Source organism: Pseudarthrobacter sp. alpha12b (genome assembly GCF_054130495.1).
Window position 1 is genome coordinate 1,320,164 of sequence record NZ_CP196746.1, and the last position, 25,719, is coordinate 1,345,882.

The 25,719-nt window shown below is 66.3% G+C and carries 20 protein-coding genes and 1 pseudogene; 9 read left to right on the plus strand and 12 right to left on the minus strand.

Translation table 11 applies throughout. The annotated features are described in order from the left end of the window. Positions 1-26: 26 nt before the first annotated feature. Both pepN and ACTAQI_RS05895 read right to left on the minus strand, forming a co-directional pair. Positions 27-2,729, minus strand: coding sequence for an aminopeptidase N (gene pepN / locus ACTAQI_RS05890; RefSeq protein WP_457950145.1), 2,703 nt, complete (start codon positions 2,727-2,729; stop codon positions 27-29). Positions 2,730-2,762: 33 nt separating this feature from the next. Next, a complete protein-coding gene (locus ACTAQI_RS05895; protein ID WP_457950146.1) occupies positions 2,763-3,821 on the minus strand; it encodes a YeiH family protein in 1,059 nt (352 codons plus the stop codon). 113 nt (positions 3,822-3,934) lie between these two features. On the opposite strand from ACTAQI_RS05895, the gene ACTAQI_RS05900 reads away from it, so the two are divergent. The 3 genes from ACTAQI_RS05900 to ACTAQI_RS05910 all read left to right on the plus strand — a co-directional run bounded on the left by ACTAQI_RS05900 (position 3,935) and on the right by ACTAQI_RS05910 (position 7,341). Continuing rightward, entirely contained in the window at positions 3,935-5,491 is a 1,557-nt protein-coding gene (locus ACTAQI_RS05900; protein ID WP_457950147.1) for a circularly permuted type 2 ATP-grasp protein, read from the plus strand. 75 nt (positions 5,492-5,566) lie between these two features. Then, a complete protein-coding gene (locus ACTAQI_RS05905; protein WP_141160461.1) occupies positions 5,567-6,493 on the plus strand; it encodes an alpha-E domain-containing protein in 927 nt (308 codons plus the stop codon). Continuing rightward, positions 6,490-7,341, plus strand: a complete 852-nt coding sequence (locus ACTAQI_RS05910) for a transglutaminase family protein (RefSeq protein ID WP_457950148.1) — start codon at positions 6,490-6,492, stop codon at positions 7,339-7,341. Before ACTAQI_RS05905 ends, ACTAQI_RS05910 begins: the two co-directional genes overlap by 4 nt. Positions 7,342-7,387: 46 nt before the next feature. On the opposite strand, the gene ACTAQI_RS05915 is transcribed toward ACTAQI_RS05910, so the two are convergent. The 3 genes from ACTAQI_RS05915 to glgC form a co-directional block, all read right to left on the minus strand. After that, complete coding sequence (locus ACTAQI_RS05915) at positions 7,388-7,855, minus strand: pyridoxamine 5'-phosphate oxidase family protein (protein WP_457950149.1); 468 nt, start codon at positions 7,853-7,855, stop codon at positions 7,388-7,390. A gap of 18 nt (positions 7,856-7,873) precedes the next feature. Beyond that, the gene (locus ACTAQI_RS05920; protein ID WP_457950150.1) at positions 7,874-9,325 is read right to left on the minus strand and encodes an SDR family NAD(P)-dependent oxidoreductase; all 1,452 of its coding nucleotides are present in this window, start codon (positions 9,323-9,325) and stop codon (positions 7,874-7,876) included. A gap of 90 nt (positions 9,326-9,415) precedes the next feature. Beyond that, the gene (gene glgC / locus ACTAQI_RS05925; protein WP_457950151.1) at positions 9,416-10,825 is read right to left on the minus strand and encodes a glucose-1-phosphate adenylyltransferase; all 1,410 of its coding nucleotides are present in this window, start codon (positions 10,823-10,825) and stop codon (positions 9,416-9,418) included. A gap of 102 nt (positions 10,826-10,927) precedes the next feature. Here glgC and glgA point away from each other — a divergent pair, with 102 nt between their 5' ends. Next, entirely contained in the window at positions 10,928-12,133 is a 1,206-nt protein-coding gene (gene glgA / locus ACTAQI_RS05930) for a glycogen synthase (protein WP_457950152.1), read from the plus strand. A gap of 93 nt (positions 12,134-12,226) precedes the next feature. On the opposite strand, the gene ACTAQI_RS05935 is transcribed toward glgA, so the two are convergent. Next, complete coding sequence (locus ACTAQI_RS05935) at positions 12,227-14,338, minus strand: acyl-CoA dehydrogenase family protein (protein ID WP_457950153.1); 2,112 nt, start codon at positions 14,336-14,338, stop codon at positions 12,227-12,229. Between the two features lies 1 nt (position 14,339). Next, complete coding sequence (locus ACTAQI_RS05940) at positions 14,340-15,068, minus strand: TetR/AcrR family transcriptional regulator (RefSeq protein ID WP_457950154.1); 729 nt, start codon at positions 15,066-15,068, stop codon at positions 14,340-14,342. A 60-nt stretch (positions 15,069-15,128) separates the two neighbouring features. On the opposite strand from ACTAQI_RS05940, the gene ACTAQI_RS05945 reads away from it, so the two are divergent. The 3 genes from ACTAQI_RS05945 to ACTAQI_RS05955 are packed head-to-tail and all read left to right on the plus strand — an operon-like array spanning position 15,129 to position 18,748. Beyond that, complete coding sequence (locus ACTAQI_RS05945; RefSeq protein WP_457950155.1) at positions 15,129-16,484, plus strand: acetyl-CoA C-acetyltransferase; 1,356 nt, start codon at positions 15,129-15,131, stop codon at positions 16,482-16,484. Between the two features lie 9 nt (positions 16,485-16,493). After that, positions 16,494-17,834 (plus strand): 3-oxoacyl-ACP reductase, encoded by a 1,341-nt coding sequence (locus ACTAQI_RS05950; protein WP_457950156.1) that lies wholly within the window; start codon positions 16,494-16,496, stop codon positions 17,832-17,834. Next, a complete protein-coding gene (locus ACTAQI_RS05955) occupies positions 17,831-18,748 on the plus strand; it encodes a MaoC family dehydratase (protein WP_457950157.1) in 918 nt (305 codons plus the stop codon). Before ACTAQI_RS05950 ends, ACTAQI_RS05955 begins: the two co-directional genes overlap by 4 nt. Before the next feature lie 15 nt (positions 18,749-18,763). Here ACTAQI_RS05955 and ACTAQI_RS05960 read toward each other — a convergent pair whose 3' ends face one another. The 5 genes from ACTAQI_RS05960 to ACTAQI_RS05980 all read right to left on the minus strand — a co-directional run bounded on the left by ACTAQI_RS05960 (position 18,764) and on the right by ACTAQI_RS05980 (position 23,397). After that, positions 18,764-19,816: an FUSC family protein gene (locus ACTAQI_RS05960; RefSeq protein WP_457950158.1), complete on the minus strand. Its 1,053-nt coding sequence runs from the start codon at positions 19,814-19,816 to the stop codon at positions 18,764-18,766. 93 nt (positions 19,817-19,909) lie between these two features. After that, positions 19,910-21,019, minus strand: coding sequence for a serine hydrolase domain-containing protein (locus ACTAQI_RS05965; RefSeq protein ID WP_457950159.1), 1,110 nt, complete (start codon positions 21,017-21,019; stop codon positions 19,910-19,912). 45 nt (positions 21,020-21,064) lie between these two features. Next, positions 21,065-22,153: a glutathione S-transferase family protein gene (locus tag ACTAQI_RS05970; RefSeq protein ID WP_457950160.1), complete on the minus strand. Its 1,089-nt coding sequence runs from the start codon at positions 22,151-22,153 to the stop codon at positions 21,065-21,067. A 29-nt stretch (positions 22,154-22,182) separates the two neighbouring features. Further along, positions 22,183-22,923, minus strand: coding sequence for a M50 family metallopeptidase (locus tag ACTAQI_RS05975; protein WP_457950161.1), 741 nt, complete (start codon positions 22,921-22,923; stop codon positions 22,183-22,185). A gap of 171 nt (positions 22,924-23,094) precedes the next feature. Next, a complete protein-coding gene (locus ACTAQI_RS05980) occupies positions 23,095-23,397 on the minus strand; it encodes a DUF4193 domain-containing protein (RefSeq protein WP_018761323.1) in 303 nt (100 codons plus the stop codon). Positions 23,398-23,600: 203 nt separating this feature from the next. Between ACTAQI_RS05980 and ACTAQI_RS05985 the strand changes: the two genes are divergently transcribed. Beyond that, positions 23,601-24,743 carry a glycosyltransferase family 9 protein gene (locus ACTAQI_RS05985; RefSeq protein WP_457950162.1) on the plus strand — a complete coding sequence of 381 codons (1,143 nt, stop codon included), beginning with the start codon at positions 23,601-23,603 and terminating at the stop codon, positions 24,741-24,743. Further along, positions 24,740-25,712 (plus strand): annotated as a pseudogene (locus tag ACTAQI_RS05990) (glycosyltransferase family 9 protein). The gene ACTAQI_RS05985 and the pseudogene ACTAQI_RS05990 overlap by 4 nt, the downstream one beginning before the upstream one ends. Positions 25,713-25,719 lie beyond the last annotated feature (7 nt).

A 25,719-nucleotide genomic window follows, 5' to 3' on the forward strand; every position in this document is an offset into this window, starting at 1 on the left:
GTCGTTTTGACGCCCCAAAACGGCAGTTAGGGAGCAATCGATGGGTGGTGGGCCCACGCCGGCAGGGTTCCCTGGCCGAGCGCAGCGAGGTTAGGGGGCCGGTGGGGAACGACGGCGGCCTGTGCGGTCAGTGCGCGCAGCAGGTGGCTGCGCTGTTCGATGATGATCCGGCACAGGGCGTGCGGCGCGTCAGGGTTGGTGTTCAGCCAGTCATCCGTCCGCCGCACGACAGGGTGGTCCGCGGGGCGGGTACCTGCCGGCAGGTCCTGCGCCGACGGGTAGAGGCCACGGACGATCCGGCTGGCGATTTCGATGCTTCGTGCGTCCCAAACAGCGCGCAGGCAGTCGAAGTAAGGCTCCACATACGGCTCCAGCAGCGCCGGCGGCGCGGTGGTGAAGCCGCTGATCGTGGCCGTCAGGAGCTGGTTGGAGAGCTCGGTCCCGTGGACGGCTGCATCCCAGGCCGCAGCCTTGACCCCGGGGTCGGGCCGGGACGCCATGGCCGTCGCATGGCCCGCCCGGCCAGAGGCGGTGGTGTCCCTGGCGAGTTCGGCGTCGAGTTCGGCGGCATCGGCCTGGCCATGTGCTGCCAGTGCATGCCACAGGTGCCACCGCAGTTCAGCGTCCACCGTCAAGCCCTCCACGGGAGCGCTGGCATCCAGCAGGCCGCGCAGCCGGGGGAGCATGGCGGCGTCATGCCTGCTGAGGGTGGCCACCGTACGGGCCCAGGCAAGCTGCGCGTCGGACCCCGGCACGGCCCTGTCCAGCTCGGCAGCGGCTGCAGCGAGGAAGGACGTTCGGACGGCGTCCCGGGTATCGGCAGACGTGTAGCGTTCCACGGCGGTGGAGGCGTTGTCGAGGATGTTCAGCAGGACGCCGATGCCGGTCTCGGCCGGGGCGAAAGCAGCCACGGCGTCAACATATTGGGAGGCGGGACTTTCGCCGTCCCGGGCGGAGTTCCAGAGCGCCGTCCAGCACAGGGCGCGGGCCATTGGATCGGTGATCCGGTCCAACGATCCACGGACCGTCAGCAGGGATGCCTGATCCAGCCGGACCTTGGCGTATGTGAGGTCGTCATCATTGACCAGCAGGAGCGCTGGCCGCGGCTTGCCCGCGAGCTGGGGGAGTTCAGTCCGTGCGCCGGCCACATCGGTCTCGATGCTCCCGGTCCGCACCAGTGCGCCGTCACCGTCGAAATCGTAGGAACCCACGCGGAGGCGGTGCGGACGCAGCTCCTGCCGTCCCGTGACCGGGTCCACCGCTTCCTGCACGATCGCCACCCCGCCCAGCACGCCGTCGTCGTCCGCTGCCGTCGCATGGGGAGTGAAATCCAGGGACAGGGTGGGGATCCCGGAGGTCTGCAGCCACTGCCGGGCCCAGCCTGACAGGTCCCTGCCCGAGGCGGCTCCCAGGGCCGCCAGCAGGTCACCCAGCGAGGTGTTCCCGTAGGCATGCTTCCGGAAGTAGTCCCGCGAGCCGGCGATGAAAGCATCGAAGCCCACGTAGGCCACCAGCTGCTTGAGGACGGAGGCGCCCTTGGCGTAGGTGATGCCGTCGAAGTTCTGTTTTGCCGCTTCCAGGTCCGGGATGTCCGCCACGATGGGGTGTGTGGTGGGCAGCTGGTCCTGGACGTAGGCCCATGCCTTGCGCTTGTTCGCGAAGTTGACCCACGCGGTGTCCCAGTCCGTGGCCCGGTCAACACCGAGCGTTCCCATGTAGTCGGCGAACGATTCCTTGAGCCACAGGTCGTCCCACCACTGCATGGTCACCAGGTCCCCGAACCACATGTGGGCCATCTCGTGCATCAGGGTGTTGGCCCGCGCCTGGTACTGGGCATCGGTGGCCCGTGAGGTGAACACGTAGCTCTCCGTGAACGTGACCAGTCCGGGATTCTCCATGGCACCGAGGTTGTACTCGGGCACGAACGCCTGGTCGTACTTGCCCCACGGGTACGGGAAGTCGAAGAGGCGGTTGAAGAAGTCCAGGCCCCTCTTGGTGAGGGCAAAGAGCTCGTCGGTGTCGAAGGATTCCGCCATGGATGCGCGGCAGTAGAGGGCCAGCGGGACGTCAAGGCGGGTGCCGTCGTCGAGCGTTGCCTGCCAGCGGTCGTCGGCCCTGTAGTAGGGCCCGGCCAGGACAGCGGTGATGTAGGTGGACATGGGCAGCGTGGTGGCGAAGTCCCAGCACGCGGTGGCGGGGTCGCTGGTCAGCAGGGTCCGGTTCACCTCGGCGCCGTTTGAGGCTACCTTCCACTCGGCCGGAGCCATCACATGGAAGGTGTAGGTGGCCTTGAGGTCGGGCTGTTCGAAGTTGGCGAAGACGCGGCGGGCATCGGCCGGTTCATACTGCGTGTACAGGTACGTTTGCCCGTCCGCGGGGTCCACGAACCGGTGCATGCCTTCGCCGGAGCGGCTGTACAGGGCTGTTCCGGTGACGGTGACCTGGTTCTCGGCCCTCAGGTTGTCCAGCCTGATCCGGGCGCCGTCCACCACGTCCTCCACCCGCAGGCCCTTGCCGTTGAGGAACACGCTGTGCACCTCGCCGGCGATGAAATCCAGGAAGGTACTGGCTCCGGGAACGGCCGTGAAGGTGATGACGCTGCGGCTCGTGTAGCCGGGAACGGTGGGATCTGCCGCCTGCCGCACATCCAGGGAGATGTCGTAGCTGGTGGTGCGGATCAAGGCTGAACGTTCGGCGGCTTCGCGGCGCTGCAGATTCTCATGTGGCACCCGGCTATCTAATCACGGTGCTGTTCCATTGGTTCAGCCCGCGATCAGGAAGGCAGCCCCCAGCCCCAGGACGGCAATCAGGAGCCAGGACGCCATCGCGGCCAGGAGCGCCTGCCCGCCCGTATGGAGGAGGCTGCGGATCCTTACTGCGGAGCCCAGCCCGAAGAGTGCCGCACCCAGGAGGATGTCCTGCAACGTGCCACCGGTTTCAAGCCAGGCCGGCGTCAGCCAGCCCGTGGAGCGCAGGGCCACCATGGCCACGAAGCCAACGACGAACAGCGGCACCACCGGCGGCATTTTGGATGTGGCGCCGTCGGCGGCACCCAGGGCCCGCGCACCTTTCCGGTGGTGCGCGCCCGCCAGGGCGGCAACAGGCGCCAGCAGCAGCACGCGGGTGAGTTTGACGACGACGGCGATCGCCAGGGCGGCGGTCCCTGCGGTCTGCGCCGTGGCCACCACCTGGCCTACATCGTGCACGGAGGCGCCGGTCCAGGCACCGAACACCGTAGCCGTCAGTCCCAGGGGGTGGGCCAGGAGGGGCAGGACGCCGATGGCGAGCGTTCCGCAGAGCGTCACCAGGGCCACCGGCAGGACGGTTTCCGCATGCCGGATGCGGCGGACGGCGGCCATGGCGCCAATGGCAGAGGCGCCGCAGATGGAGAATCCCGTGGCCACCAGGAGCGAGGTCACCGGCGGAAGACGGAACAGGCGCGAGATCGCATAGGTCCCGCCGAAACTTGCGGCCACCACGGCCACGATCAGGACCAGTGCCGCCCACCCCAGGTGGAGGACGTCCATAATGCTGACCTTCAGGCCCAGGAGCACGATCCCGCCACGCATCAGGTGCTTGCCCGCGAAGTCCAGGCCCGCACGGGCCCGGCCGCCGGTCCAGCTGCCTGCGCCGGGCAGGTTGGCCGCAAGAACACCCAAAACCACGGCCAGGGTCATTGCAGGCAATGCCGGCAGCAGCGCATGCACCATGAAGGCCACTGCAACGGCGGCGGCCGCCGTCAACAGGCCTGGAACCAGGCGCGCCACAAGGGGCCGGAAACCGCCGCGGCCCGGCACTGGGAGGCTTCTGCTGTCTGGCACTCAACTACTGTGCCCGAAGAGGCCAGTAAAGTACGAACCGGGCCATCGGCGCCAACACGCCAGAATGGATGGCAGTAATGAACTCGAAACAAAAAGATGGTTGGCTATTGGACATGTCAGACCTATTCCAGGATTACTCCGAGGCCGCGGGCCGCACCGGAGCCTATGACGAGATGTTCGCCCCCGGGCAAGAGGCAAGAGACTCGTACGGGCAGGTGGCGGAGGCACTCCGGAAGCTCTCCCTGGCGGACGTCAGCGCGCGCGCTGACTCGATGGCCCGCACCTTCCTGGACCGTGGCGTCACGTTCGACTTCGCGGGCGAGGAGCGGCCCTTTCCCCTCGACATCGTGCCCCGGGTCATCCCCGCGGCTGAATGGGATGTCCTGGAACGCGGCGTCGCCCAGCGCGTACGCGCCCTGGAAGCCTTCCTGAACGACGTCTACGACAAGATGACGGTGGTGGCCGACGGCGTGATTCCCCGCCAGCTCGTGACCACCAGCGCCCACTTCCACCGGCAGGTCCACGGCTTTGAGCCGGCAGGCGGGGTACGGGTCCACATCTCCGGCATCGATGTCGTCCGTGACGCCGCCGGCACCTTCCGGGTCCTGGAAGACAACGTCCGCGTGCCTTCCGGGGTCAGCTATGTGCTGGAGAACCGGCGCGCCATGGCCAAGGGCCTGCCTGAGGCGTTTGGGCAGCAACTCATCCGGCCTGTGGAAGAGTACCCGCGCCGGTTGCTCTCTGCCCTGCGCAAAACCGCACCGGCGGGCGTGGATGACCCCACCGTCGTCGTCCTGACCCCCGGCGTGTTCAACAGCGCCTACTTCGAGCACACCCTCCTGGCTGGCCTGATGGGCGTGGAGCTGGTGGAGGGCCGGGACCTCATCTGCCGCGGAAACCGCGTGTACATGCGCACAACGGCGGGCGAGCAGCGCGTGGACGTCATCTACAAGCGGATCGACGACGACTTCCTGGACCCGCTGCAGTTCCGGTCCGACTCCATGCTGGGCTGCCCGGGCCTGGTCAACGCGGCCCGCGCCGGCGGCGTCACCATCGCCAACGCGGTGGGCAATGGCGTAGCCGACGACAAACTGGTTTACAGTTACGTCCCTGACCTGATCCGCTACTACCTCAGCGAGGAGCCCATCATCGCCAACGTGGACACCTTCCGCCTTGAGGAGAAGGAGGCCCGGGAGTACACCCTGGACAACCTGGCGGAACTGGTGGTCAAGCCGGTGGATGGCTCCGGCGGCAAGGGCCTGGTCATCGGCCCCGATGCCTCCAAGGACGAGCTGGACGCCCTCCGCCAGCGGATCATCTCCGATCCCCGCGGCTGGATCGCCCAGCCGGTGCTGCAGCTCTCCACCGTTCCCACCTTGGGCGGGGACAAGTTCGGTCCGCGCCACGTTGACCTGCGGCCTTTCGCCGTGAACGACGGCGACGACGTCTGGGTGCTCCCGGGCGGCCTGACCCGCGTTGCATTGAAGGAAGGGTCGCTGATCGTGAACTCCAGCCAGGGCGGTGGATCCAAGGACACCTGGGTCCTTGCCGATTCACCCCAGATGCCGGTGGAAACCGTGCCCCGCCAGTCCGTCACGGTCCGTGAACGGGTTTCCGTGTGGCCGGTGGAAAGCAACTGGCGCGACCGCCAGTCGGAGCAGCAGCAGTGAGCCCGGCACTTGAAGACGTGGCCGCCGTCGCACATTTCTTTGACAACGTTCCGGGCGCGCAGGAGGTAGCCGCGAATGCTTAGCCGTATTGCCGAGTCCCTTTTTTGGATCGGCCGCTACGTGGAGCGGGCGGACGGTACCGCCCGCATTTTGGATGTCCACCTGGAACGCCTGAACCACCTCCCCATGGAGGAACGCAAAAGCGTGGCCCAGGAACTCCTGGCCGTCATGGGCGCCAAGCCGCAGAGCGAGGATTTCGGCCTGCCGGAACTGCTCCATGCCCTGGCCTACGACAAGACCAGCGCCACGTCCATTGCCGGTTCACTGGGCGCTGCCCGCGAGAACGCCCGCCGCGCACGCGAAACCGTGTCCTCCGGGCTGTGGGAGAGCCTGAACACCACCTACTACGGGCTGAGCCAGCACCGCAAGGACGTGGTAGGCACCTACCGGTTCTGCAACTGGACCCTGGAGCGCACGGCGATGGTCAGCGGCCTCGCCGACACCACGGTGAGCCATGACGAGAGCTGGCTCTTCCTGGTCCTGGGGCGTTCCCTGGAGCGTGCGGACATGACGGCAAGGATGCTCTCCACCCGCGACGTGCTCTCCGCAGGCATGTCCTGGGTGAACATGCTCCGCTGTGCCGGCGCCTATGAATCCTTCCTCCGCACCCGCCGCGCTGCGTTCGGCGACCAGCACGCTGCCGAATTCCTGCTCCTGGACCGCCTGTTCCCCCGGTCAATTGTCTATGCGCTGCGGGACGCTGACGAATGCCTCGCCAAGCTGGACCCCTCCGCGCAGCGGGTGGGCTTCATCAACGATGCCCGCCGCATCGTGGGCCAGGCGCGGACCTTCCTTGAGTTCCACCGGACGGATGACCTCATGTCCGAACTGCCCGAGCACATGGAGCGGGTGCAGAAAGCGGTGTCCCAGGCCTCGGACGCCATTTCCCGTAAGTACTTCAATCAGGCGGACGAACTTGCCTGGGTGGGAGAAGTGTCATGACCCGGTTGAGCATCGTCCACAGGACGGCCTACAAATACAACAAGCGGGTGACACTGTCCTACAACGAGGCCCGGATGACGCCGCTGACGGATTCGCAGCAGGTGGTGCTCGAGTCCGTGGTGAAGGTTTCCCCGTCACAGGCGGCGGTGAGCACCTACCGCGACTACTGGGGAACCAGGGTCACGGCCTTCGACATGCAGATGCCGCACGAGAACCTCGAAGTGGTGTCCAACATCACCGTTGAGGTGCACAGGGCGGAAAAGATCCCTGCGGAGGCTGACATCGTGGGCTGGGATGACTTGGCGTCCCCGGAGACCCTTGACGCGTTCAGCGACTGGCTGCCGCAGTCCCGGCTGAGCGGCCCGGGGGACGAAGTCCTGGGCATCATCCCGGACGTCGTGGCAGGGAAGAACCCGCACGAGGCAGCCATGGCTATTTTCGCCTGGATGCGCGGGGAGATGACCTACATGTCCGGCTCCACCGCCGTCACCACCAACGCCGAGGAAGCCTGGGGCCAGCGCCAGGGCGTGTGCCAGGACCTGGCGCACCTGGCCATCGGCGCGCTGCGCAGCTGCGGCATTCCGGCCCGCTACGTCTCCGGCTACCTGCACCCGCGCTCCAGCGCCGGAATCGGCGAGACCGTGGCCGGGCAGTCGCACGCCTGGCTCGAATGGTGGGACGGTGACTGGCGCAGCTGGGACCCCACCAACCACAAACCGGCCGGCGACTTCCACGTCACCGTGGCCCGGGGCAGGGACTACCGGGACGTGCCCCCGCTCAAGGGCATCCTGTCCGGGGGCGGCGGCTCCGCCCTGAAGGTCAGCGTGGAGATCACGCAGCTCGCCTGACACTGCAGGTTCCCCGGCCTCCCTGGCCGGGGAACCCGCCGTCGGCCTATTCAGACGCCGACCTGCCGGAGCCGCTGATCTGTGTCCACCACGTCATCGGATCGGTGACCTTGAAGCGGCGCCCCGTGACGGTGTCCGGGGTAATGCGGACGAACGCGTCCTTGCGCCCCGCCTGCCAGGGGAAGAGATACAGGCGGGAGGTGTCCAGTACTTCCTCAGTGCTCTTGACCAGAGCAGCAGTGCCCTTGATCACCACGCTCCACGCCAGGCCCGTGTCAGGGTCCACCCCGTCCGCCTCCACGGCCACGGCGGCATCGCCGGAGGCTGCCGACAGTTTGGTTCCCTGGGCCGTCCGGAAGACCAGAGTGCCGCCGTCTACCGTGAAGTTGACCGGGAAAATGTCCGGCCGGCCCTCCACGAGGACCGCCAGCCTTCCCACGGACACCGTCCGCAGCAGTGCCCAGCATTCGTGGTGTTCAAGTTTCTGCACTTGGGTGGATGACTCGTTGCTCATGCCGTGAGCATACGCCCATCACCAGGGGCTGGGTTTGTAATCCTTCAGGAAGACGCCGTACTGGTCCTCGCCCTTCTCGCCCATGACGATGGGATCGTAAACGCGGGCCGCGCCGTCCACGAGGTCCAGGGGCGCGTGGAAGCCTTCCTCCATGAGCCGGACCTTGGTGAAGTGCGGACGCTCGTCCGTGATCCAGCCGGTGTCCACGGCGGTCATGAGGATGCCGTCCGTGTCCAGCATCTCCTGGGCGCTGGTGCGGGTCATCATGTTCAGCGCCGCCTTGGCCATGTTGGTGTGCGGGTGCCCGGGCCCCTTGTAGGCCCGGGAGAACTGTCCTTCCATGGCGGAGACGTTCACAATGTATTTCCGCCGTGCGGTGGACCGTTTCATGGCGCCGCGGAGCCGGCTGACCAGCAGGAACGGTGCGGTGACGTTGCAGAGCTGCACCTCGAGCATCTCCAGGGGGTCCACTTCGTCCAGCACCTGCGTCCAGCTGTTGATCGTGGCCAGGTCCGGGACCAGGCCGCCGGCGTCGATGGCGGTCCCCGAGGCGATGCGCTCCAGCGAGGCGGACCCGGTGGAGAGCGCCAGCGAGGTGATGGCGTCGCCGGCCAGGACCGGATGCTCAGTGACGCTGCCGGCAAGCGCCAGCGGGTGCTTGTCATGGGCATGGCCGAAAGTCAGCAGTTCAGGGCCGCCGTTGGCGTGCTCCAGTGCTGCCGGAAGCGGCTCGTCCTCAGCGTCCACCAGTGGCTTATAGGCGTTGCCCGACCGGCGCACGGTCTGGGCCGCGTTGTTGATGATGATGTCCAGCGGGCCGGCCTGGTCGAGTGAGTCGGTCAGGGCCATGACCTGGGCAGGATCGCGCAGGTCGATGCCCACGATACGGAGCCGGTGCAGCCAGTCGCCGCTGTCTTCCATCGCAGCGAAGCGCCGGGCTGCGTCCTTAGGGAACCGCGTGGTGATGGTGGTGTGTGCTCCGTCGCGCAGCAGCCGGAGCGCGATGTACATCCCGATCTTGGCCCGGCCGCCGGTGAGCAGGGCCCGCCGGCCGGTCAGGTCGGTCCGGGCATCGCGCTTGCTGTGGCTGAAGGCCGCGCATTCGGGGCAGAGCTGGTGGTAGAAGGCGTCCACTTGGGTGTAATGCTGCTTGCAGATGTAGCAGGGACGGGACCGGATGAGGTGGCCCGCGATGTTCCCGGTGGCGGACGTAGCCAGTTTATTGCCACGGGTTTCGTCATCGATCCGGTCCGGGGCAGCGGTGGCCGTCTGGGCGATCACGGCGCGGTCAGCCTCGGCGATGGAATCGCGCTTGGTGACCCTGCGGTGGCGTTTGACGGCCTTGAACATCTTCCCCGTGGCGCGGCGCACCGAAATGTAGTCCGGGTGCTCCTCGTCGTACGCGTGGATGGTGTTCAGGACCTTGAGGCAGGCCTGGATGTCCTCAGGGGTCAGATCGGGGGAGCTCATTGGGAAAATTTTACAGCGTACGCCGCAGGCCGGGGCACCATCTCTGGTGCCCCGGCCTGCAGTATGCCTTTGGGAGGTTCTGGCTGCGGGTCAGCGCAGCCGGGCGGCGGGAGCGGCCTCCGCCGCTGCGGCCGCGTGCGTGCCGGCCACCTTGTCCGCGGCCTCGCGGACGTCGGGGTACTGCTCTGCGGCCGCTTTGATGGCGTTGGGCAGGACGCTCAGGTGGCTGGCGGCAAGCCGGCGTTCCTCATCGCCCGGTTCCGGAACTTCCTGGCCCTTGGCGAGGACCGTGATGCCGGACTCCGTGACCTTGAACCCGCGCGCCCGGTCCAGGTCCGGGTCCAGGCCGATGGCGGCACCGGCCGGGACCTTGACGTTCTTGTCCAGGATGGCGCGGTTGATCACTGCCCCTTCACCCACCTGTACCTTGTCCATCAGGACCGAATCGATGACCCGGCCGCTGGTTGCGACGTAGACGTCGTTGGACAGCACGGAGCCTTCCACCACGCCACCGGAAATCACCACACCGCTGGAGACGATTGAGTCCAGCGCCGTGCCCACGGTGTTGTTCTTGCCCCGGACGAACTTGGCGGGCGGGGAAATGCTCTGCCGAGTGTAGATGGGCCACTCGGAGTTGTAGAGGTTGAAGACCGGCAGCGGGGAGATGAGGTCCATGTGGGCGTCATAGAAGGAGTCGATGGTGCCGACATCGCGCCAGTAGGTGCGGTCGCGTTCGGTGGAACCCGGGATGTCGTTGAGCGTGAAGTCGTAGACACCCGCCTCGCCCTGGTTGACGAAGTAGGGGATGATGTCCCCGCCCATGTCGTGCTTGGTGTCGAGGCGCTCGGCGTCCACGTGCAGAGCCGCCACCAGGGCGTCGGCGTCGAACACATAGTTGCCCATGGAGGCCAGGAACTGCGAGGGGTCGGCAGCAAGCCCGGGGGTGCTGGCTGGCTTTTCCACGAACGCGGCAATCTTCTGGGGATCGTTCTGGTCCACTTCGATGACGCCGAACTGGTCTGCCATATGCAGGGGCTGGCGTACGGCCGCCACGGTGGCCTTGGCCCCGCTGAGCACGTGTTGTTCCACCATCTGGGCGAAGTCCATCCGGTACACGTGGTCTGCGCCCACCACGACGACAATGTCGGGGTTGGCGTCGTGGATCAGGTTCAGGGACTGGTAAATGGCGTTTGCGCTGCCCAGGAACCAGCTCTTGCCGACGCGCTGCTGCGCGGGAACGGAGGCGACATAGTTGCCCAGCTGGGTGGACATGCGCCACGCTTCGGATATATGCCGGTCGAGGCTGTGGGACTTATATTGCGTGAGGACCACGATTTGCAGATAGCGGGAATTCACCAGATTGGAAATGGCGAAATCGATAAGGCGGTAACTGCCGGCAAACGGCACGGCAGGCTTGGCCCGGTCTGCCGTCAGTGGCATCAGCCTGTTCCCCTCGCCGCCTGCGAGGACAATGGCCAGGACTTTTTTGGTCAACGGCATAATGGTCGCTCCTGTACGCCTTCGTAACTCCCCAAGACAGTCCGGTAGGCCCGGACTCCTTCACACTAGAACAGTTATCCGTGAACGACTACCTTGGGTCTTGTGCGAATAGACATTGTGACTAAAGAGTTCCCGCCCGAGATCTACGGTGGCGCCGGAGTGCACGTAGCCGAACTGAGCAGGGTGCTTAGTAAGCACGTTGACCTGCAGGTTCGTGCGTTCGGGGCACCCCGCGATTCCGATTACCATGGCGCGACCGTGACCTCCTACCAGGTCCCGGAGGACCTCGGCGGGGCCAACGCAGCGGTGCAGACCCTCGGTGTGGACCTGCGCATTGTGCCGGACGTGCAGGGCGCAGACCTTGTCCATTCGCATACCTGGTATGCCAACATGGCCGGGCATCTGGCCTCGCTGCTGCACGGAATTCCGCACGTTCTCAGCGCCCACAGCCTTGAGCCGCTGCGGCCGTGGAAGGCTGAGCAGCTTGGCGGTGGTTACGCCCTTTCCTCCTGGGTGGAGAAGACGGCGTACGAAGCGGCGGCGGCGATCATCGCCGTGTCCGAGGGCATGCGCCAGGACATCCTGCGCAGCTACCCCAACGTGGACCCCGAAAAGGTCCGGGTGGTCCACAACGGCATCGACGTGGAGCTTTGGCAGCGTGACGAAAACGACGACGCCGTCCGCGCCCTGGGCATCGACCCCACCAAGCCAAGCGTCGTCTTTGTGGGAAGAAACACACGCCAGAAGGGCGTTCCGTACCTCCTGCGGTCGGCAGCGAAACTTCCGGCTGACGTCCAGCTGGTCCTGTGCCTGGGCGCGGCGGACACCCCGGAACTGGCGGCCGAAACGGCGGCACTGATTGAGGAACTGCAAAAGCAACGCACGGGCGTGGTGCTGATTGAACGGATGCTGCCGCGCCACGAGCTGATCCAGGTGCTCAGCCATGCCACCGCCTTCGCCTGCCCCTCCATCTATGAACCGCTGGGTATCGTCAACCTCGAGGCCATGGCTTGCGGGGCGGCCGTGGTGGCAAGCGCCACCGGCGGCATCCCCGAGGTTGTTGAGCATGGCCGCACGGGCCTGCTGGTGGACCTGGAGCAGGTCACCGACGGCACCGGGACGCCCTTGGACCCGGAGAAGTTTGTCGCGGAATTCGCGGCCGCCCTGACCGAGGTAGTGTCCGATCCCGAACGCGCCCGTGCCATGGGGCAGGCCGGCCGGGAGCGGGCTGAAAAGCATTTCTCCTGGGAATCGATCACCGAGACCACCCTTGAGGTGTACCGCTCGGTGCTGCCCGCAGCCGGCTGAGCGTCCCGGCAGTACACATAACGACGGCGCCGCCCCCTGGGAGGGGGAGCGGCGCCGTCGCTATTTCCACGGCTGGCCGGCGTGGCCGGCAGGTCAGCCCTTGCCGCCCGCTGTCCTGGCGATCATGACCTTCTCGTCAACCGGGGCCTGCCCGCTGGCCCGCTCGCTGCGGAAGTGTGCACGCGCCTCGTCCTGGCGGGCCTTCTCGGCCCCCGTGGCGATGGCGGCCCGCACGTGCTCGTCGCCGTACCCGAAGGCGTCCACCAGGTCCACGGCGTGCGGGCGGATTTTCTCCAGCAACCTGTTGATGTACCCGCCCACGGTGCGTGCGCGCTGCATGGAGAGGCGCCCGTTCATGAGGTACCAGGACAGGTTCTTCTCAATCAGGGACAGGCCGAAGAGGTCCCGCAGCCAGGTCAGGACCTTCCGGGTTCCGGGGTCCGTTACCTGCTGCAGGGCGTCCGTGAACGCTTCCCACTGCAGCAGCTCCGCGTGTGCCTGGGCGGCGTCGATAAGTTCATTCTGGTGCCGGTTGAACAGGGCGGCACCCTTGTCCTGCGGAAGCCGCTTGCTGCCCTTCAAAGCGGCACCGGCCTCAGCCACCATGGTCTGCACCCGGTCCGTGAGGAGGGCGCGCTGGGCGTCCTCGTCGCGCAGGGCGATTGCGGCTCTTTGGACCGAACCGGTGTCGGCCATGAACTGGGCCACCTGGCGCAGACCGGTGCGGTGGACGGCAGCGCCGGCGGCCTGGTTCACCACGTACCGGGCCAGCACGCCGAAGTCCACGCTGCGGAATTCCTTGGCGTAGTCGGCAAGCAGGCGCTTGGCCACCAACTGGAGCAGCACCGTGTTGTCGCCCTCGAACGTGGCGTAGACGTCCAGGTCGGCGCGCAATGACGCGAAGCGGTTTTCGATCAGGAAACCGGCCCCGCCGCAGGCTTCGCGGCATTCCTGCAGTGTGTCCAGGGCGTGCCAGGTACTGAGCGGCTTCAGGGCTGCTGCCAGGGTTTCCAGGTCCTGGCGGTCTGCGTCGGTGTCATGGGCACCGGAAAAGACGTCATCGAACTTCTGCAGCAACTGCTCGTGGGCAAATCCGGCCGCGTAGGTGGTGGCCAGCCGGGTGAACAGACGCCGCTGGTGCCGCTGATAGTCGAGCAGGACTTCTTCCTCCGTGTGCGAGGAGGCGTTGAACTGGCGGCGTTCAGTGGCGTACTGGATGGCGGCCTTCAGGGCCACCTTGGAGGCCGCGACGGCGGCGCCGTCCAGTGACACGCGGCCCTGGACCAGCGTTCCCAGCATGGTGAAGAACCGCCGGCCGGGGCTGGCAATTGGGGAAGTGTACGTTCCGTCTGCGTCGACGTTGCCGTACCGGTTCAGGAGGTTGGCCCGTGGAACGCGGACGTTGGTAAAGTGCAGCCGGCCGTTGTCGATGCCGTTCAGGCCGCCCTTGATGCCGTCATCCTCCCCGCCGATGCCCGGGAGGAATTCCTTGGTGGCCGGGTCCCGCAGGTCCACGTAGAAGGCGTGGACGCCGTGGTTCACGCCGCGGGTGACCAGCTGGGCGAACACTACTGCGCCGAGGCCGTCGTTGGCCGCGTTGCCGATGTAGTCCTTCCAGGCGGCGCGGAAGGGGGTGTGGATGATGAACTCTTCGGCGGCGGGGTCATAGGTGGCGGTGGTGGCGATGCTGGCCACGTCCGAGCCGTGGCCGGTTTCGGTCATGGCGAAGCAGCCGGGGATGTCCAGGTTCATGATTCCCGGCAGCCATTTGGTGTGGTGTTCTGCGGTGCCCAGGTGCATCACGGCGGAGCCGAAGAGCCCCCACTGGACGCCTGCTTTGATCTGCAGCGACGGGTCCGCCACCACCAGTTCCTCAAAGCCGGCGATGTTGCCGCCGTGGTCATCGGAGCCCCCCAGTTCCGAGGGGAAGGCGCGGTGTACGGCTTCATTGTCCACAAGGTATTTGAGCTGGCCGAACACGCGGGCACGGTGGTCCGTGTGCGTGAGCCCTTCGATTTTGTGCAGTTCGGGCCTGGCGGCCAGCTGCCGTGCCTGGAGCCGCACGTCGGCCCACTTGCCCAGGAGCTGCCGTCCCAGTGCCTCGACGTCGACGGCGGGCGTGAAGCTTTCGTCAAGGGGCTTGGCTGAAGCGGTTGCTCCGGGGCGAAGCCCTTTGCGGGCGGTGCGGTCCACTACATCAGTCATGTCACAGTCCTTCTTTGGCGGATAACTTGGTGGTTGGTGAGGCGGGAGAGAGCTCGGGGACTATGCCCACGCACAGCCACGCCGTGATCTGGCGGGCCATGGTCTCCTGGTCCGGTTTGGTGGGGGAGCCCGGGGTGCTGAGCCACTGCTCGCCGGCGTTCCGTACCAGACCGATCGCCGCCTTTGGCCAGTAGCCGATGACGGTTTCCCTGACGTCACCCAGATGTGACCGCATGGGGGTGGCGATCATGTCCGCGATGGCATCAAAAAAGGGGCCCAGTGGGCCGCCGGCAGAAGCCGGATGCGGGGGGTTGGCGGTATCACTCGGGGCGTAGCTGGTGACGAATGTGTAGACGTTGGGGCTGGTATCGGCCATTTGGAGGTAGGCCGAGACCATGGCCAGCAAGCCTTCCCGGGGTGTGACGGCACTTTGGGCGGCCTCCTGGATGCGGTGCTGCATCTGGCTGAGAACCACTTCGCCCACGGCCTGCTGCAGCCCTGCCTTATCTCCGAAGTACCGGTAGAAGACCGATTTCGACGTTCCCGCAGCCGTCGCGATGTCCTCCATGGAAGCATCGCTCCCCAGCACGTGGACCGCGCGGCGGGCCTGCTTGATGAGTTCCCTGCGCCGTTCCTCCCGATGGCTCTGCCAGCGGGACGAACGCCCGTCAGGGCTGGCCGGTGACGGCAGCTCGATGGTTACGGGAAACCGCGTGTCCTGAAAGTTCACGATACTCAGCGTATCAGGTACGCTGGGTATCGGTAACCACAGTGACCAGAGGAGCCCTCCATGTCCACAGAAGGACAGTCCACGCCCACACCTGATGGATCGGGTCGGGGCGCCGCGCCCGCAGCCCGCCGTGCCGTCGTCGTCGGAGGCAATAGGATTCCGTTCGCCCGCGCCGGCGGAGCATATGCAAAATCCTCCAACCAGGACATGCTGACAGCCGCCCTCGATGGCCTGATCGCCCGGTTCGGCCTTCAGGATGAGCGGATCGGCCAGGTGGCGGCCGGTGCGGTACTCAAGCACTCCCGGGACTTCAACCTCACCAGGGAAGCGGTCCTGGGATCGGCACTCTCTGCCGAAACGCCTGTGTACGACCTCCAGCAGGCGTGCGCCACGGGTCTTGAAACCGTGGTGGGCCTGGCAAACAAGATCAAGCTGGGACAGATCGATTCCGGCATCGCCGGCGGTGTGGACTCAGCCTCCGACGCACCGGTGGTGGTCAGCGAGGGGCTCCGCGAGGTGATCCTGGACCTTCACCGGGCCAAAACACTTCCCCAGCGCGTGCAGATCCTGAGCCGGCTCCGGCCCAAGGACCTGGCCCCGCTGGCCCCCGGTACGGCAGAGCCGCGAACCGGCCTGACCATGGGTGAGCACCAGGCCCTGACCACTGCACAGTGGAAGATCTCCCGGGAAGCGCAGGACGAGCTGGCAATGAACAGCCACCACAACCTCGCTGCGGCCTACGACTCCGGGTTCTTCGATGACCTCATGACCCCATACCGGGGACTGACGCGTGACGCGAACTTGCGGGCGGACACCTCGCTGGAGAAACTCGCGTCGCTGAAGCCGGTCTTCGGCCGCAATCTTGGCGCCGACGCCACCATGACGGCGGGCAATTCCACCCCGCTGACGGACGGCGCCTCCACGGTGCTGCTGGCGTCTGACGAATGGGCTGATGCCCGCGACCTGCCCAAGCTGGCAGCCGTTGTGGACGCCGAGGCCGCCGCGGTTGACTTCGTCCATGGCAAGGACGGGCTGTTGATGGCTCCCGTGTTCGCTGTGCCCAGGCTCCTGGCCCGGCAAAACCTGACGCTGGCGGACTTTGATTACTTCGAAATCCATGAAGCCTTTGCAGCCACCGTCCTCAGTACCCTGGCAGCCTGGGAGGATGACGAGTTCGGCCGCACCCGCCTTGGACTCGACGGTGCATTGGGCCGCATCGACCGTTCCCGCCTCAACGTCAACGGGTCCTCGCTGGCAGCAGGCCACCCCTTTGCCGCCACCGGCGGCCGAATTGTAGGCACCCTGGCCAAAATGCTCCACGCCAAGGCGGCCTCCACGGGCCGTCCAGCACGTGGCCTGGTGTCCGTTTGCGCGGCCGGTGGCCAGGGCGTCGTCGCGATCCTGGAATCTCTGTAGGGGGCGGCCATGGCGGACACATACTCACAACTGGTCAACAGCGGCCTGGGCCGCAGCCTTGCAAAGAAGCTCGGCCTTCCACAGCCCGCGGTCCTGCGCCGATACAAGCCCGGCCAGCCACTGGTCACCGGACCCGTCGTTGTCCTGGGGGATACTCCGGGGGCGGACAAGCTCGCTGCAGAGCTGCTGTCCTGGGACCTTGACGTCAGGCGCCACGCCGTTCCGGCCGAAAAACTGGGTGCCATTATCCTTGTCCTCGATGAGATCGAGCACCCTGCAGACCTGGAAAAGCCGGTGTTGGCCGCTGCAGGTTCCCTCCGCGACCTTCGCGCCGGGGGCCGGATCATCACGGTGTCCCGCCCGGCGGCGGAGGCCTCCTCACCTGACGCTGCAGCAGCGCGGCAGGGAGTGGATGGCTTCCTGCGGTCCCTGGCCAAGGAACTGCGGGCCGGTGCAACCGGCAACGGCGTAGTCCTTGCCGATGCCACCACAACCACCAGCCCCAGTGCACTGGGCGCCGTCAGGTTCTTCCTCTCCGGCCGGTCGGCGTTCGTCGACGGACAGTTCCTGACGGTCTCATCGGAGGACGGCGGTCTTCCCGCCGACGCGGAAAAGCCATTGGCAGGGAAGGTAGCCGTCGTCACCGGCGCAGCCCGGGGCATCGGCGCCCAAATTGCCAGAACCATGCACCGCGACGGCGCTACCCTGATCCTGGTGGACATTCCTGCGGCGGGCGACCAGCTGGCAGCCGTGGCCAACGAGGTGCGGGCCACTGCTTTGCAGCTCGACATCACGGGCGCAGACGCGGGCCGGCGGATCATCGACCACGCCGTGCAGCGGCACGGCCGGCTGGACATCGTGGTGCACAACGCCGGCGTCACGCGGGACAAACTGCTGGCCAACATGGACCAGGCACGGTGGAACCCGGTGATCAATATCAACATCGCCGCCCAGCTCCGCATCAACGAGGCACTTCTGGCATCCGAGCACTTCCAGTCGTCACCACGTATTGTTTCAGTTGCTTCCACCAGCGGCATCGCCGGGAACAGGGGGCAAACCAACTACGCGGCATCCAAGGGAGGAGTCATGGGAATGGTCCGTGCCACCGCCCCTCTGCTCGCATCACGCGGCGGCACCATCAATGCCGTGGCCCCCGGTTTCATTGAAACCGAGATGACGGCACGCATCCCCTTTGCCGTCCGCGAAGTGGCGCGGCGGCTGAACTCGCTGCAGCAGGGCGGCCTGCCGTCCGATGTTGCCGAGACCATCGCGTTCCTGGCCAGCGATGCTGCGGGCGGGATCAACGGAGAGGTACTGCGGGTGTGCGGGCAGAACCTGGTGGGGGCATGACGGTCCAACAACCAGTGATCCTGGCCGAGATGCCGTCGTTGTCCAAGCTGTACGTCAATGCCGCCGCGCAGGCGGCACGGCGCAGGCTCCTGGGAACGCATGACTCTCCGGTCCTCCCGGCGGAAAGCCACGAAGTCAGGGGCATCACGGTGGGGGTCGAAAACCTTACTGCCTATCAGCACCTGATTGGCGAGACGGCCAGTGACGTACTCCCTGCCGGTTTCATCCACGCCATCGTGTTCCCGCTGGCCATGAGCGTGCTGAACCGCGACGACTTTCCGCTGCCCCTGCTGGGCATGATCCACCTGCGCAACAGCGTTGAGCAAAGGGCACCACTGGTGTTCACTGATGTTCTTGACATGACCGCCAGGGTGGAAAACCTGCGCGGCCACCGTGCAGGAACGCAGGTGGACGTGGTGGCCGAGGTGCGGCGTGCCGGTTCTGACGATGCGCGCTGGCGTGGGGTGTCCACCTATCTCGCCAAGGGAGTGTTCCTGCCGGGGATCGACAAGCCCACGGCCATTCCGCCCAAGGCTGACTTCACAGCTCCTGATCCAACGGCCCTGTGGCACCTGGGCGTGGACACGGGGCGGGCCTACGCAGCGGTTTCGGGGGACTTCAACCCGATCCACCTGAGTGTGCTCTCGGCGAAGGCCCTGGGCATGCGGCGGTCCATAGCGCACGGCATGTACCTGGCCTCGCGAGCGCTCGCAGATGTGGGCCCCGCCCGGGGCGACTCATTCAGGTGGGACGTGGAGTTTGAGGCCCCGGTCTTCCTGCCCTCCCGGGTCGCCTTGGAGATCGGGACCGAACAAAGCGATACGGGCGCATGGAAGCACTCCGGCTTTGTCGCGTGGAGTCCACGCTCGGGGCGGCGTCATTTCAGTGGGACCGTTTCGGCCCTGCAGCTCTGACGCACGGCCTCCAGCCTAGTCCTGTGGGCGAACAGCGCGAAGGATCCGGTGGAGGCTGAGGAGGACCGATTCTGACGCGGGGACGGTCCCCTGAGTGGATTGCCTGCCTGCGGCGGCTGCCATGCAGGCTTCCACCGCCTCTTTGGCGGCATCAAACCGGTGTTTCTGGGTCTGTTCGTCAGCCTCGCCGTAGGACGCCAGCAGCTCTCCGGTTGCAGTGATGGCAGCGGCAAGCGGTTCACTGTCCTGCAGCGGGATGTCGTACGGGACGTCGCTTTCCCATATGACGTCGGAGAGCACGTCCGTCATGTCCTGGATATGGAAGGTGACCCGCTCCAGTTCGCGGAGGTCGCGGTAGTCCTTGTCAACGTCCCGGGGGTGCAGCTTCCGCCTGGGATTTGCGCGGCGGCTGGCGTCTGCCTCCTTGACGAGGTGCCGCACCGACCTCGCGGCCGACGCCAGTTCGTCCGACCGCCGCGACCAGTCCTCGTGTTCCGGCGGCCACTCCTCCGTGATCGCCGCCCCCATATCGGTCAGTTGCCGCCCAAGGGCAAGGCGAAGGTCCTTCAGGCTTGATGCCGCTGCGTCGAAGTGCAGCGGCGGGAAGATGAGGAAGTTTACGGCAATGCCCACAGCCACGCCTGCACCCATCTGGACCAGGTATCCGAAGGAGAAATCGTCCGCGTTGCTGCCGCCGACCAGCAAGACCAGCAGGGCCGCCGTCGGAATCCAGTCACTGCCCGAACCGATGCCCGGCAAGCCTCCCAGGAGCACTCCGACACCCATGAAGAGTGCCACCGTCAACGGGGAGGGTTGGGCCATGCTGACCAGGATGAAGGCAAGACCGATTCCCATTGCCAGCCCCGCGAGCGCCTGCGCTCCCTGCTTCACCGAGCCCGCGACGTTGTGGTACATGGCCACCAGGGCGCCCAGCGGCGCGTAGTACGCGTAGTGCGAGGCGGCGCCCGGCATCAGCGGCGCAATGGCGAACGCCAGGCCCGCGGCAAGCGCGGCTTTGGCAGCCAGTTGCAGCCGCTGCGCCGCGAAGGCAGCGGAGAGTCCCGCCACCGATTGTTTAAGAAGTTGGGTCCCCCGAGCCCACCGTGCATCCGGTCGTGCTTGAGTATTGCCCATCCGGACAACAGTAGGGCCGGGGGTGCGTCAGGACAAACCGGCTGTTGAGCGCCGCACTGCAGCGGCAAGGCGATGGGCCCGGCCCGGCGTGCGTCCCTCTTCCGCGCGCCGGGGGATGTAACCGAAGCCCAGTCCATAGGACGGGTCGGCAAAGCCGAGGGCCGCGTTGGCCCCCTCATGGCCGAAGGCACGGTGGCTGCCGAAGTTCCGCGAGGGGTGGGGCTTCATGAAGACCACGGCAAAGGCATTGTCCAGGCCGGAGGACCGGTCCAGGCCCCACACCTGCTCCCGCGTCATCACCGCGATGGTCCCTGCTGTGAGGAACGCCCCACCGCCTTCGACGCCGGTGGTCGCCGCCGCATACAGCCGCGCCAGTCCGTCGGCGGATCCAACACCGCCGGCTGCGGACATGCCTGCAGCCCGTACGGAACGGATGTTTGGCAGCTCCATGACGGTGCTGACGGGCGCATTGCTGTTAAGGCCTTCGAGGCTGAGCGGGTCAACCCAGACCTGGCTGGGGTCTTCCTCATAGAGGACATCCCGGTACCGCGGCTCCAGGTCCTCCGGGAGTCCCAGGAAGAAATCCACGTCCTGCGGCTTCCGGATCCGGCGGTCGAACATACCTTGAAGCGCCTCGCCCGTGACGCGGCGGCACAGCTCCTCCATGAGGATTCCGATGGTGAGGGCGTGATAGCCGAACTGCCGGCCGGGCTCCCAGGCGGGGGCGGCAGTGGCAAGCCGTGCGGCGGCCCGGGACGTGGTGAACTCGTCCGGGCCAAAGCCGCCTTCAACACCCATCAGGCCAGCCTGATGCGACAGCGCTTCCCTGACCAGCAGCCTGTCCTTTCCGTGCACGGCAAACTCAGGCCAGTAATGCGTCACCGTCTTGTCCAGGTCAAGGACGCCATCCTGGACCAGCAGGGCGATCACCATTGCGGCAACGCCCTTGGAGCAGGAATAGGCGCCGGTCAGGGTTTCGGGCGCCATGTCGGGACCGCCCGTCAGGCGTACCACCGGCACCCCGTCATGGTAGGCCGCCAGTTGCGCACTGTAGCGGAGGTCTTCAGCAAGGAACGACTCAAACAGGGCCAGGACGTCTTCGTATCCAGGGGCCACGAAACCGAGAGATGTCTGCATAGCCCCCAGTCTAAGAGGAAAGCGATTTCCTGCCGTGGGATTGGCTTAGCGGGCGGCTCCATGTCCCGGTGCAACTTCCTCGCCAGGCCGGACCGGCCCCGGCGGGGTGCCCTCTCCAAACGGGCGGCCGCCCAGCGCCTCCCGGCCGTGGTCCTCCAACCATCCGGCCAGGTCCGGGCCGGCAGGGACGATGCCGGTGGGGTTAATGTCCTCATGCACGATGTAGTAGTGCCTCTTGATCTGCACGAAGTCCGTGGTGTCCCCGAAGCCGGGCGTCTGGAACAGGTCCCGCGCGTAGCCCCACAGGTTGGGCATTTCGCTCAGCTTCTGGCGGTTGCACTTGAAGTGTCCGTGGTAGACGGGATCGAACCGTGCCAGCGTGGTGAACAGCCGTACGTCTGCTTCGGTGATGGTGTCGCCCACCAGGTAGCGTTGCCGCGAAAGGCGGTCCTCAAGCCAATCCATGGCGGTCCACAACCGCTCGTAAGCCGAATCGTAGGCTTCCTGTGATCCGGCGAAGCCGCAGCGGTAGACGCCGTTGTTGATCTCGGTGAACACGCGCTTGTTAACCTGGTCGATTTCACCGCGGAGGTGCTCCGGGTAGAGCTGCGGTGCACCCTTGCGGTGGAACTCGGTCCACTCGGTGGAAAAGTCCAGGGTGATCTGGGGGAAGTTGTTGGTCACCACTTCACCGCTGCGTACATCCACGATGGCAGGCACGGTAATTCCCCGCGGATAACCGGGAAAACGCTTAAAATAGGCTTCCTGCAGGCGCTCTATGCCCAGAATGGGATCCACTCCGCCTGGATCCAGGTCAAAGGTCCAGGAACGAGCGTCGTGGGTGGGGCCGGGCTGGCCCAGGGAGATCGCCTCCTCCAGCCCCAGCAGCCTGCGGACAATGACGGTCCGGTTTGCCCATGGGCAGGCCCTTGCAGCTATGAGCCGGTAGCGCCCTGCCTCTACCGGCCACCCCGGCTCGCCGTTGGTGCCAGGAGAGGCATTCCTGGTGATTCGGTCCTCGATGTAACTGGTGTCCCGGGTGAATTCGGCTCCGCCTGTCACATACGCTCCGCGGGTGCTGTGTCCGCTGGAGGGGTCGGTCGCTGCGGGGGTGCTTTCCGTTTCCTGGCTCATGCCCCAAGCCTATGCGCCACCTCTGCGTACTAGCCGCCTTGCAACAGGATTATCGAGATGGGCTGCCAGGCCGCCAGCCATGCAGCGGCCACCAGGAGCGTGAACAGGGCGATCCAGATGCCGGACGGAACAGAAGTGGTGCGGTACAGGAGATACGCGTCGGAGCTGGTGAGACGGTCCCGACGCCGGATATGGACGTGGGTGAGTTTGAGCAGGTCCCGAACAGCGGCCACGAGGAGTGCGAGGCCGAAGATGACGGCACCATGGCCCACGACGGGAGGCGGCGCAAGGAAGGTGAGTGCGCCGGCGCCGGCGATGGCAGCGCCCGTGATGACGAACCCGGCAAGGTTGCGGAGGAAAAGGAGCGAAGCGGCAAGCACGAGCGCACTGACGGCCGTGGCTGCCGGTCCCCATCCGTTGAGCCCGCACCAGACAAAGGCGGCACCGGCCAGCGCCGGTACCGGATATCCCCAGAAGCAGGACCAGGCCGCGGCCAACCTGCTCCTGCTGTAGGTAGTGGTGGTTCCGGAGTGGTCAGGCCGAAGGCGGATCCCGGACAGCCGCTGGCCGGATGTCAGGGCAGCGAACGCGTGGCCGAGTTCGTGCGTAACGGTGGCAAGGAGGCCGAAGTAGCGCCAGCTGCGGCGGGGGACGCACAGCGCGACGGCGGCCGCAAAGGACAGCAGCATCTCGGCCCGTGTGACGTTGGGTACGTTTGTCTGGGTGAACGCCGCGCCGAAGGTGTTCCATAAGCTAACAGGGCTGTCCAATGTTGCCTCCTGGCTGCCGTGTCGCCGTCGTAAGTACTGCGCCCAACGCTACGCACGTGAGCCGGATGAAGCATAAAGCCACCAAGCAGGGGCTTAAAGCCGAAAGGCACGCCCGTTGCGGCGTGCCTTTCGGGCGGGACCAGGCTTCCTGCCCCTTGGAAAGCTTCTTGACTAGCCTTCGCACTCGGTGCAGTAGCTGTGGCCATCTTTTTGCCGGGCAATCTGGGACCGGTGACGGACCAGGAAGCAGGAGTAGCAGGTGAATTCATCCTCAGCCTGCGGGATGACCTGGACTACGAGCTCCTCAGCGACGAATTCGCCACCAGGGACCCCGGCGCCGTCCAGCCCGTCAGCCTCGTCCAACTCCTGCACAACACTGCGGGCGTCGGGAGCGTTCGCTGACTGGAGCTGCTCGAGTGAGTTGTCCTGCGATTCCTTGACGTCGGAACGCAGTTCATCGTAATCGGTTGCCACTTTGGGTGCTTCTCTTTTCTTTGATTGGCTGTCGGGTATGAAACGTACAGCATCAAGCCGGTATTCCCCAACAGGAAGCGTAGATCCGGCGCCGATTGGGTAAAGGTTCAAGGAGCGGCCGAAGGTTTGGAACCGCAGTGCGGCTGCATGGACAGTGGAGGGACGGCCGGTGCTGTTCCCTCCGCGTGACGGAAGGGCAGTTTGTGGAGCAACTCACTGCAGAGTTTGGCGGTGCCGACCAAATCGGTGTGGGCGTCGGTCCCGTGCTGGAGAAGTTCAATGCAGTGTCCAGGATCGTTGTCCTGCGCGGGGGCGGGCTGGGGGACCTCATCTTCGCGATTCCGGCAATGGCTGCGCTGAAGGCGGCCTATCCTGCATCGACCATCACCTTGCTGGGCACGCCGATCCACCAGGCGCTTCTGGGCGCGGTGGAAAGCCCGGTGGATGAGGTGGTTGTGCTGCCGTTCGCCGAAGGAGTCCGGCCCGGAGAAGAAGATGCGGATGAACTGGACCGCTTCTTTGCAGACATGCGCGGCCGCAATTTCGATGTGGCCGTCCAGCTTCACGGCGGTGGACGATACTCAAACCCCTTCCTGTTGCGGCTGGGCGCCCGCCACACGGTAGGGACCCGGACGGCGGACGCAGCCAGCCTTGAGCGCAGCATTCCTTACCTCTACTACCAGCACGAACCCCTTAGGGCTCTGGAGGTGGCCGGGTTCGCCGGCGCCTTCCCCGTTGACCTTGAGGCCCGGCTGGCACCCGCCGGCGGGGGAGCGATCCCTGAAGCTGCCGCCGGTGACGGCGGCCACCCGCTCGTGGTGATCCATCCTGGCGCCACCGACCCCCGCCGTCGTTGGCCTGCCGGCAAATTCGCCGAACTTGCTGCCGCCTGCGCGGCTGATGGCTCGCGGGTGGTGATTATTGGGGACAGCAGTGAGCAGGATCTGGCGGAGGGGATTGCCGCCCGGGCGGCCTCGACGGGGGTTCATTCGGTGGCCGGCGTCCTGGATATGGCAGGCCTCGTGGCGCTGCTGGCCAAAGCTGACGTTGTGGTGGCGAATGACAGCGGCCCCAGGCATCTTGCGCAGGCGCTCGGTGTGCCCACGGTGGGCATTTTCTGGGCGGGCAATGTGATCAACGCCGGGGCCTTGGGACGGAGCCTTCACCGCATACATGCCTCATGGGTGACGGCCTGTCCCACGTGCGGCATCGACGTCACGCAGGTTGGCTGGACAGCACCGCGCTGCGTCCACAATGACTCTGCGGTGGCCGGGATTGGCGTAGCCGAAGTCTATGAGGACGTCCGCAGCCTCACAGCCACCAGGTGTGCGAAGCAGGACGCATGAGCGGGACGGTAACTGCGGGAGAAGGGGATGCTTCGGTGCCCCTGGACGATAAACCTGAACTGCTGGTCCTGCGCGCCTTGAAGCTGGGTGACCTGCTGGTTGCCGTACCGGCGCTGAAAGGCATCCAACGTGCGTACCCCGGGCACCGGCTGCGCTATGCGGCGCAGGGGTGGCTGGTCCGAGGCCCTGGGGCTGGTGGGCGGCTACGAACTGCTTCCCACGCACGGTCTGGACGAGCCGCTGGCGATGGAACCTGGTGTGGTGGACGTGGCCGTCAACCTGCACGGCAGCGGCCCGGAGAGCCAGGGACGGATCGAGGCGCTGAAGGCCCGCCAGACCCTGGGTCACCGAAGCGCCCACCGGGACGGGCCGCCGTGGCGGCCGGAACTGCATGAACGCGAGCGCTGGGTGAGGCTCCTGGAATGGCATGGGATAGAAGCTGATCCACTGGACGTGCAGTTGAATACACCGCACGTGCCCAGTCCCGTCCCCGGCGCTTCGGTCCTGCACGTAGGTGCCGCTTACGGGAGCAGGCTTTGGCCGGCGGAGCGGTTTGCAGCGGTGGCCGCGGCATTGACCGACGCCGGACACCAGGTGGTGTTCACCGGGGGTAGCTCCGAAAGGGAACGGGCGGAGGAAGTGTGCCGCCTCGCAGGACTACCCGGCACCGCCGTACTGGCCGGTGTGCTGGGCCTGGGGGAGTTCGCCGCCACGATCGCCGCCGCACGCCTGGTGGTGTCGGCTGACACGGGGGCTGCGCACCTGGCGTCCGCGTACGGTACTCCCTCCGTGGTGCTTTTCGGGCCGGCCCCACCCGAAATCTGGGGTCCGCCGCCGGGTCCCCATGTGGTCCTGACCCGGGCGGAACTGCGGCGCGGGGACACCTTCGCGGCCCAGCCGGATCCTGCCCTGCTTGCTGTCCAGGTGTCCGACGTCATGGCTGCTGTCAAAGGGCTTGGATTGCTGTAGACGCTGT

Coding starts and splice junctions, on each gene's coding strand:
- ACTAQI_RS05900 (WP_457950147.1), top strand. CDS start 3,935: ATGTCAGACCTATTCCAGGATTACTCCGAGGCCGCGGGCCGCACCGGA.
- ACTAQI_RS05905 (WP_141160461.1), top strand. CDS start 5,567: ATGCTTAGCCGTATTGCCGAGTCCCTTTTTTGGATCGGCCGCTACGTG.
- ACTAQI_RS05910 (WP_457950148.1), top strand. CDS start 6,490: ATGACCCGGTTGAGCATCGTCCACAGGACGGCCTACAAATACAACAAG.
- ACTAQI_RS05915 (WP_457950149.1), bottom strand. CDS start 7,855: ATGAGCAACGAGTCATCCACCCAAGTGCAGAAACTTGAACACCACGAA.
- ACTAQI_RS05920 (WP_457950150.1), bottom strand. CDS start 9,325: ATGAGCTCCCCCGATCTGACCCCTGAGGACATCCAGGCCTGCCTCAAG.
- glgC (WP_457950151.1), bottom strand. CDS start 10,825: ATGCCGTTGACCAAAAAAGTCCTGGCCATTGTCCTCGCAGGCGGCGAG.
- ACTAQI_RS05935 (WP_457950153.1), bottom strand. CDS start 14,338: ATGACTGATGTAGTGGACCGCACCGCCCGCAAAGGGCTTCGCCCCGGA.
- ACTAQI_RS05945 (WP_457950155.1), top strand. CDS start 15,129: ATGTCCACAGAAGGACAGTCCACGCCCACACCTGATGGATCGGGTCGG.
- ACTAQI_RS05950 (WP_457950156.1), top strand. CDS start 16,494: ATGGCGGACACATACTCACAACTGGTCAACAGCGGCCTGGGCCGCAGC.
- ACTAQI_RS05955 (WP_457950157.1), top strand. CDS start 17,831: ATGACGGTCCAACAACCAGTGATCCTGGCCGAGATGCCGTCGTTGTCC.
- ACTAQI_RS05965 (WP_457950159.1), bottom strand. CDS start 21,019: ATGCAGACATCTCTCGGTTTCGTGGCCCCTGGATACGAAGACGTCCTG.
- ACTAQI_RS05970 (WP_457950160.1), bottom strand. CDS start 22,153: ATGAGCCAGGAAACGGAAAGCACCCCCGCAGCGACCGACCCCTCCAGC.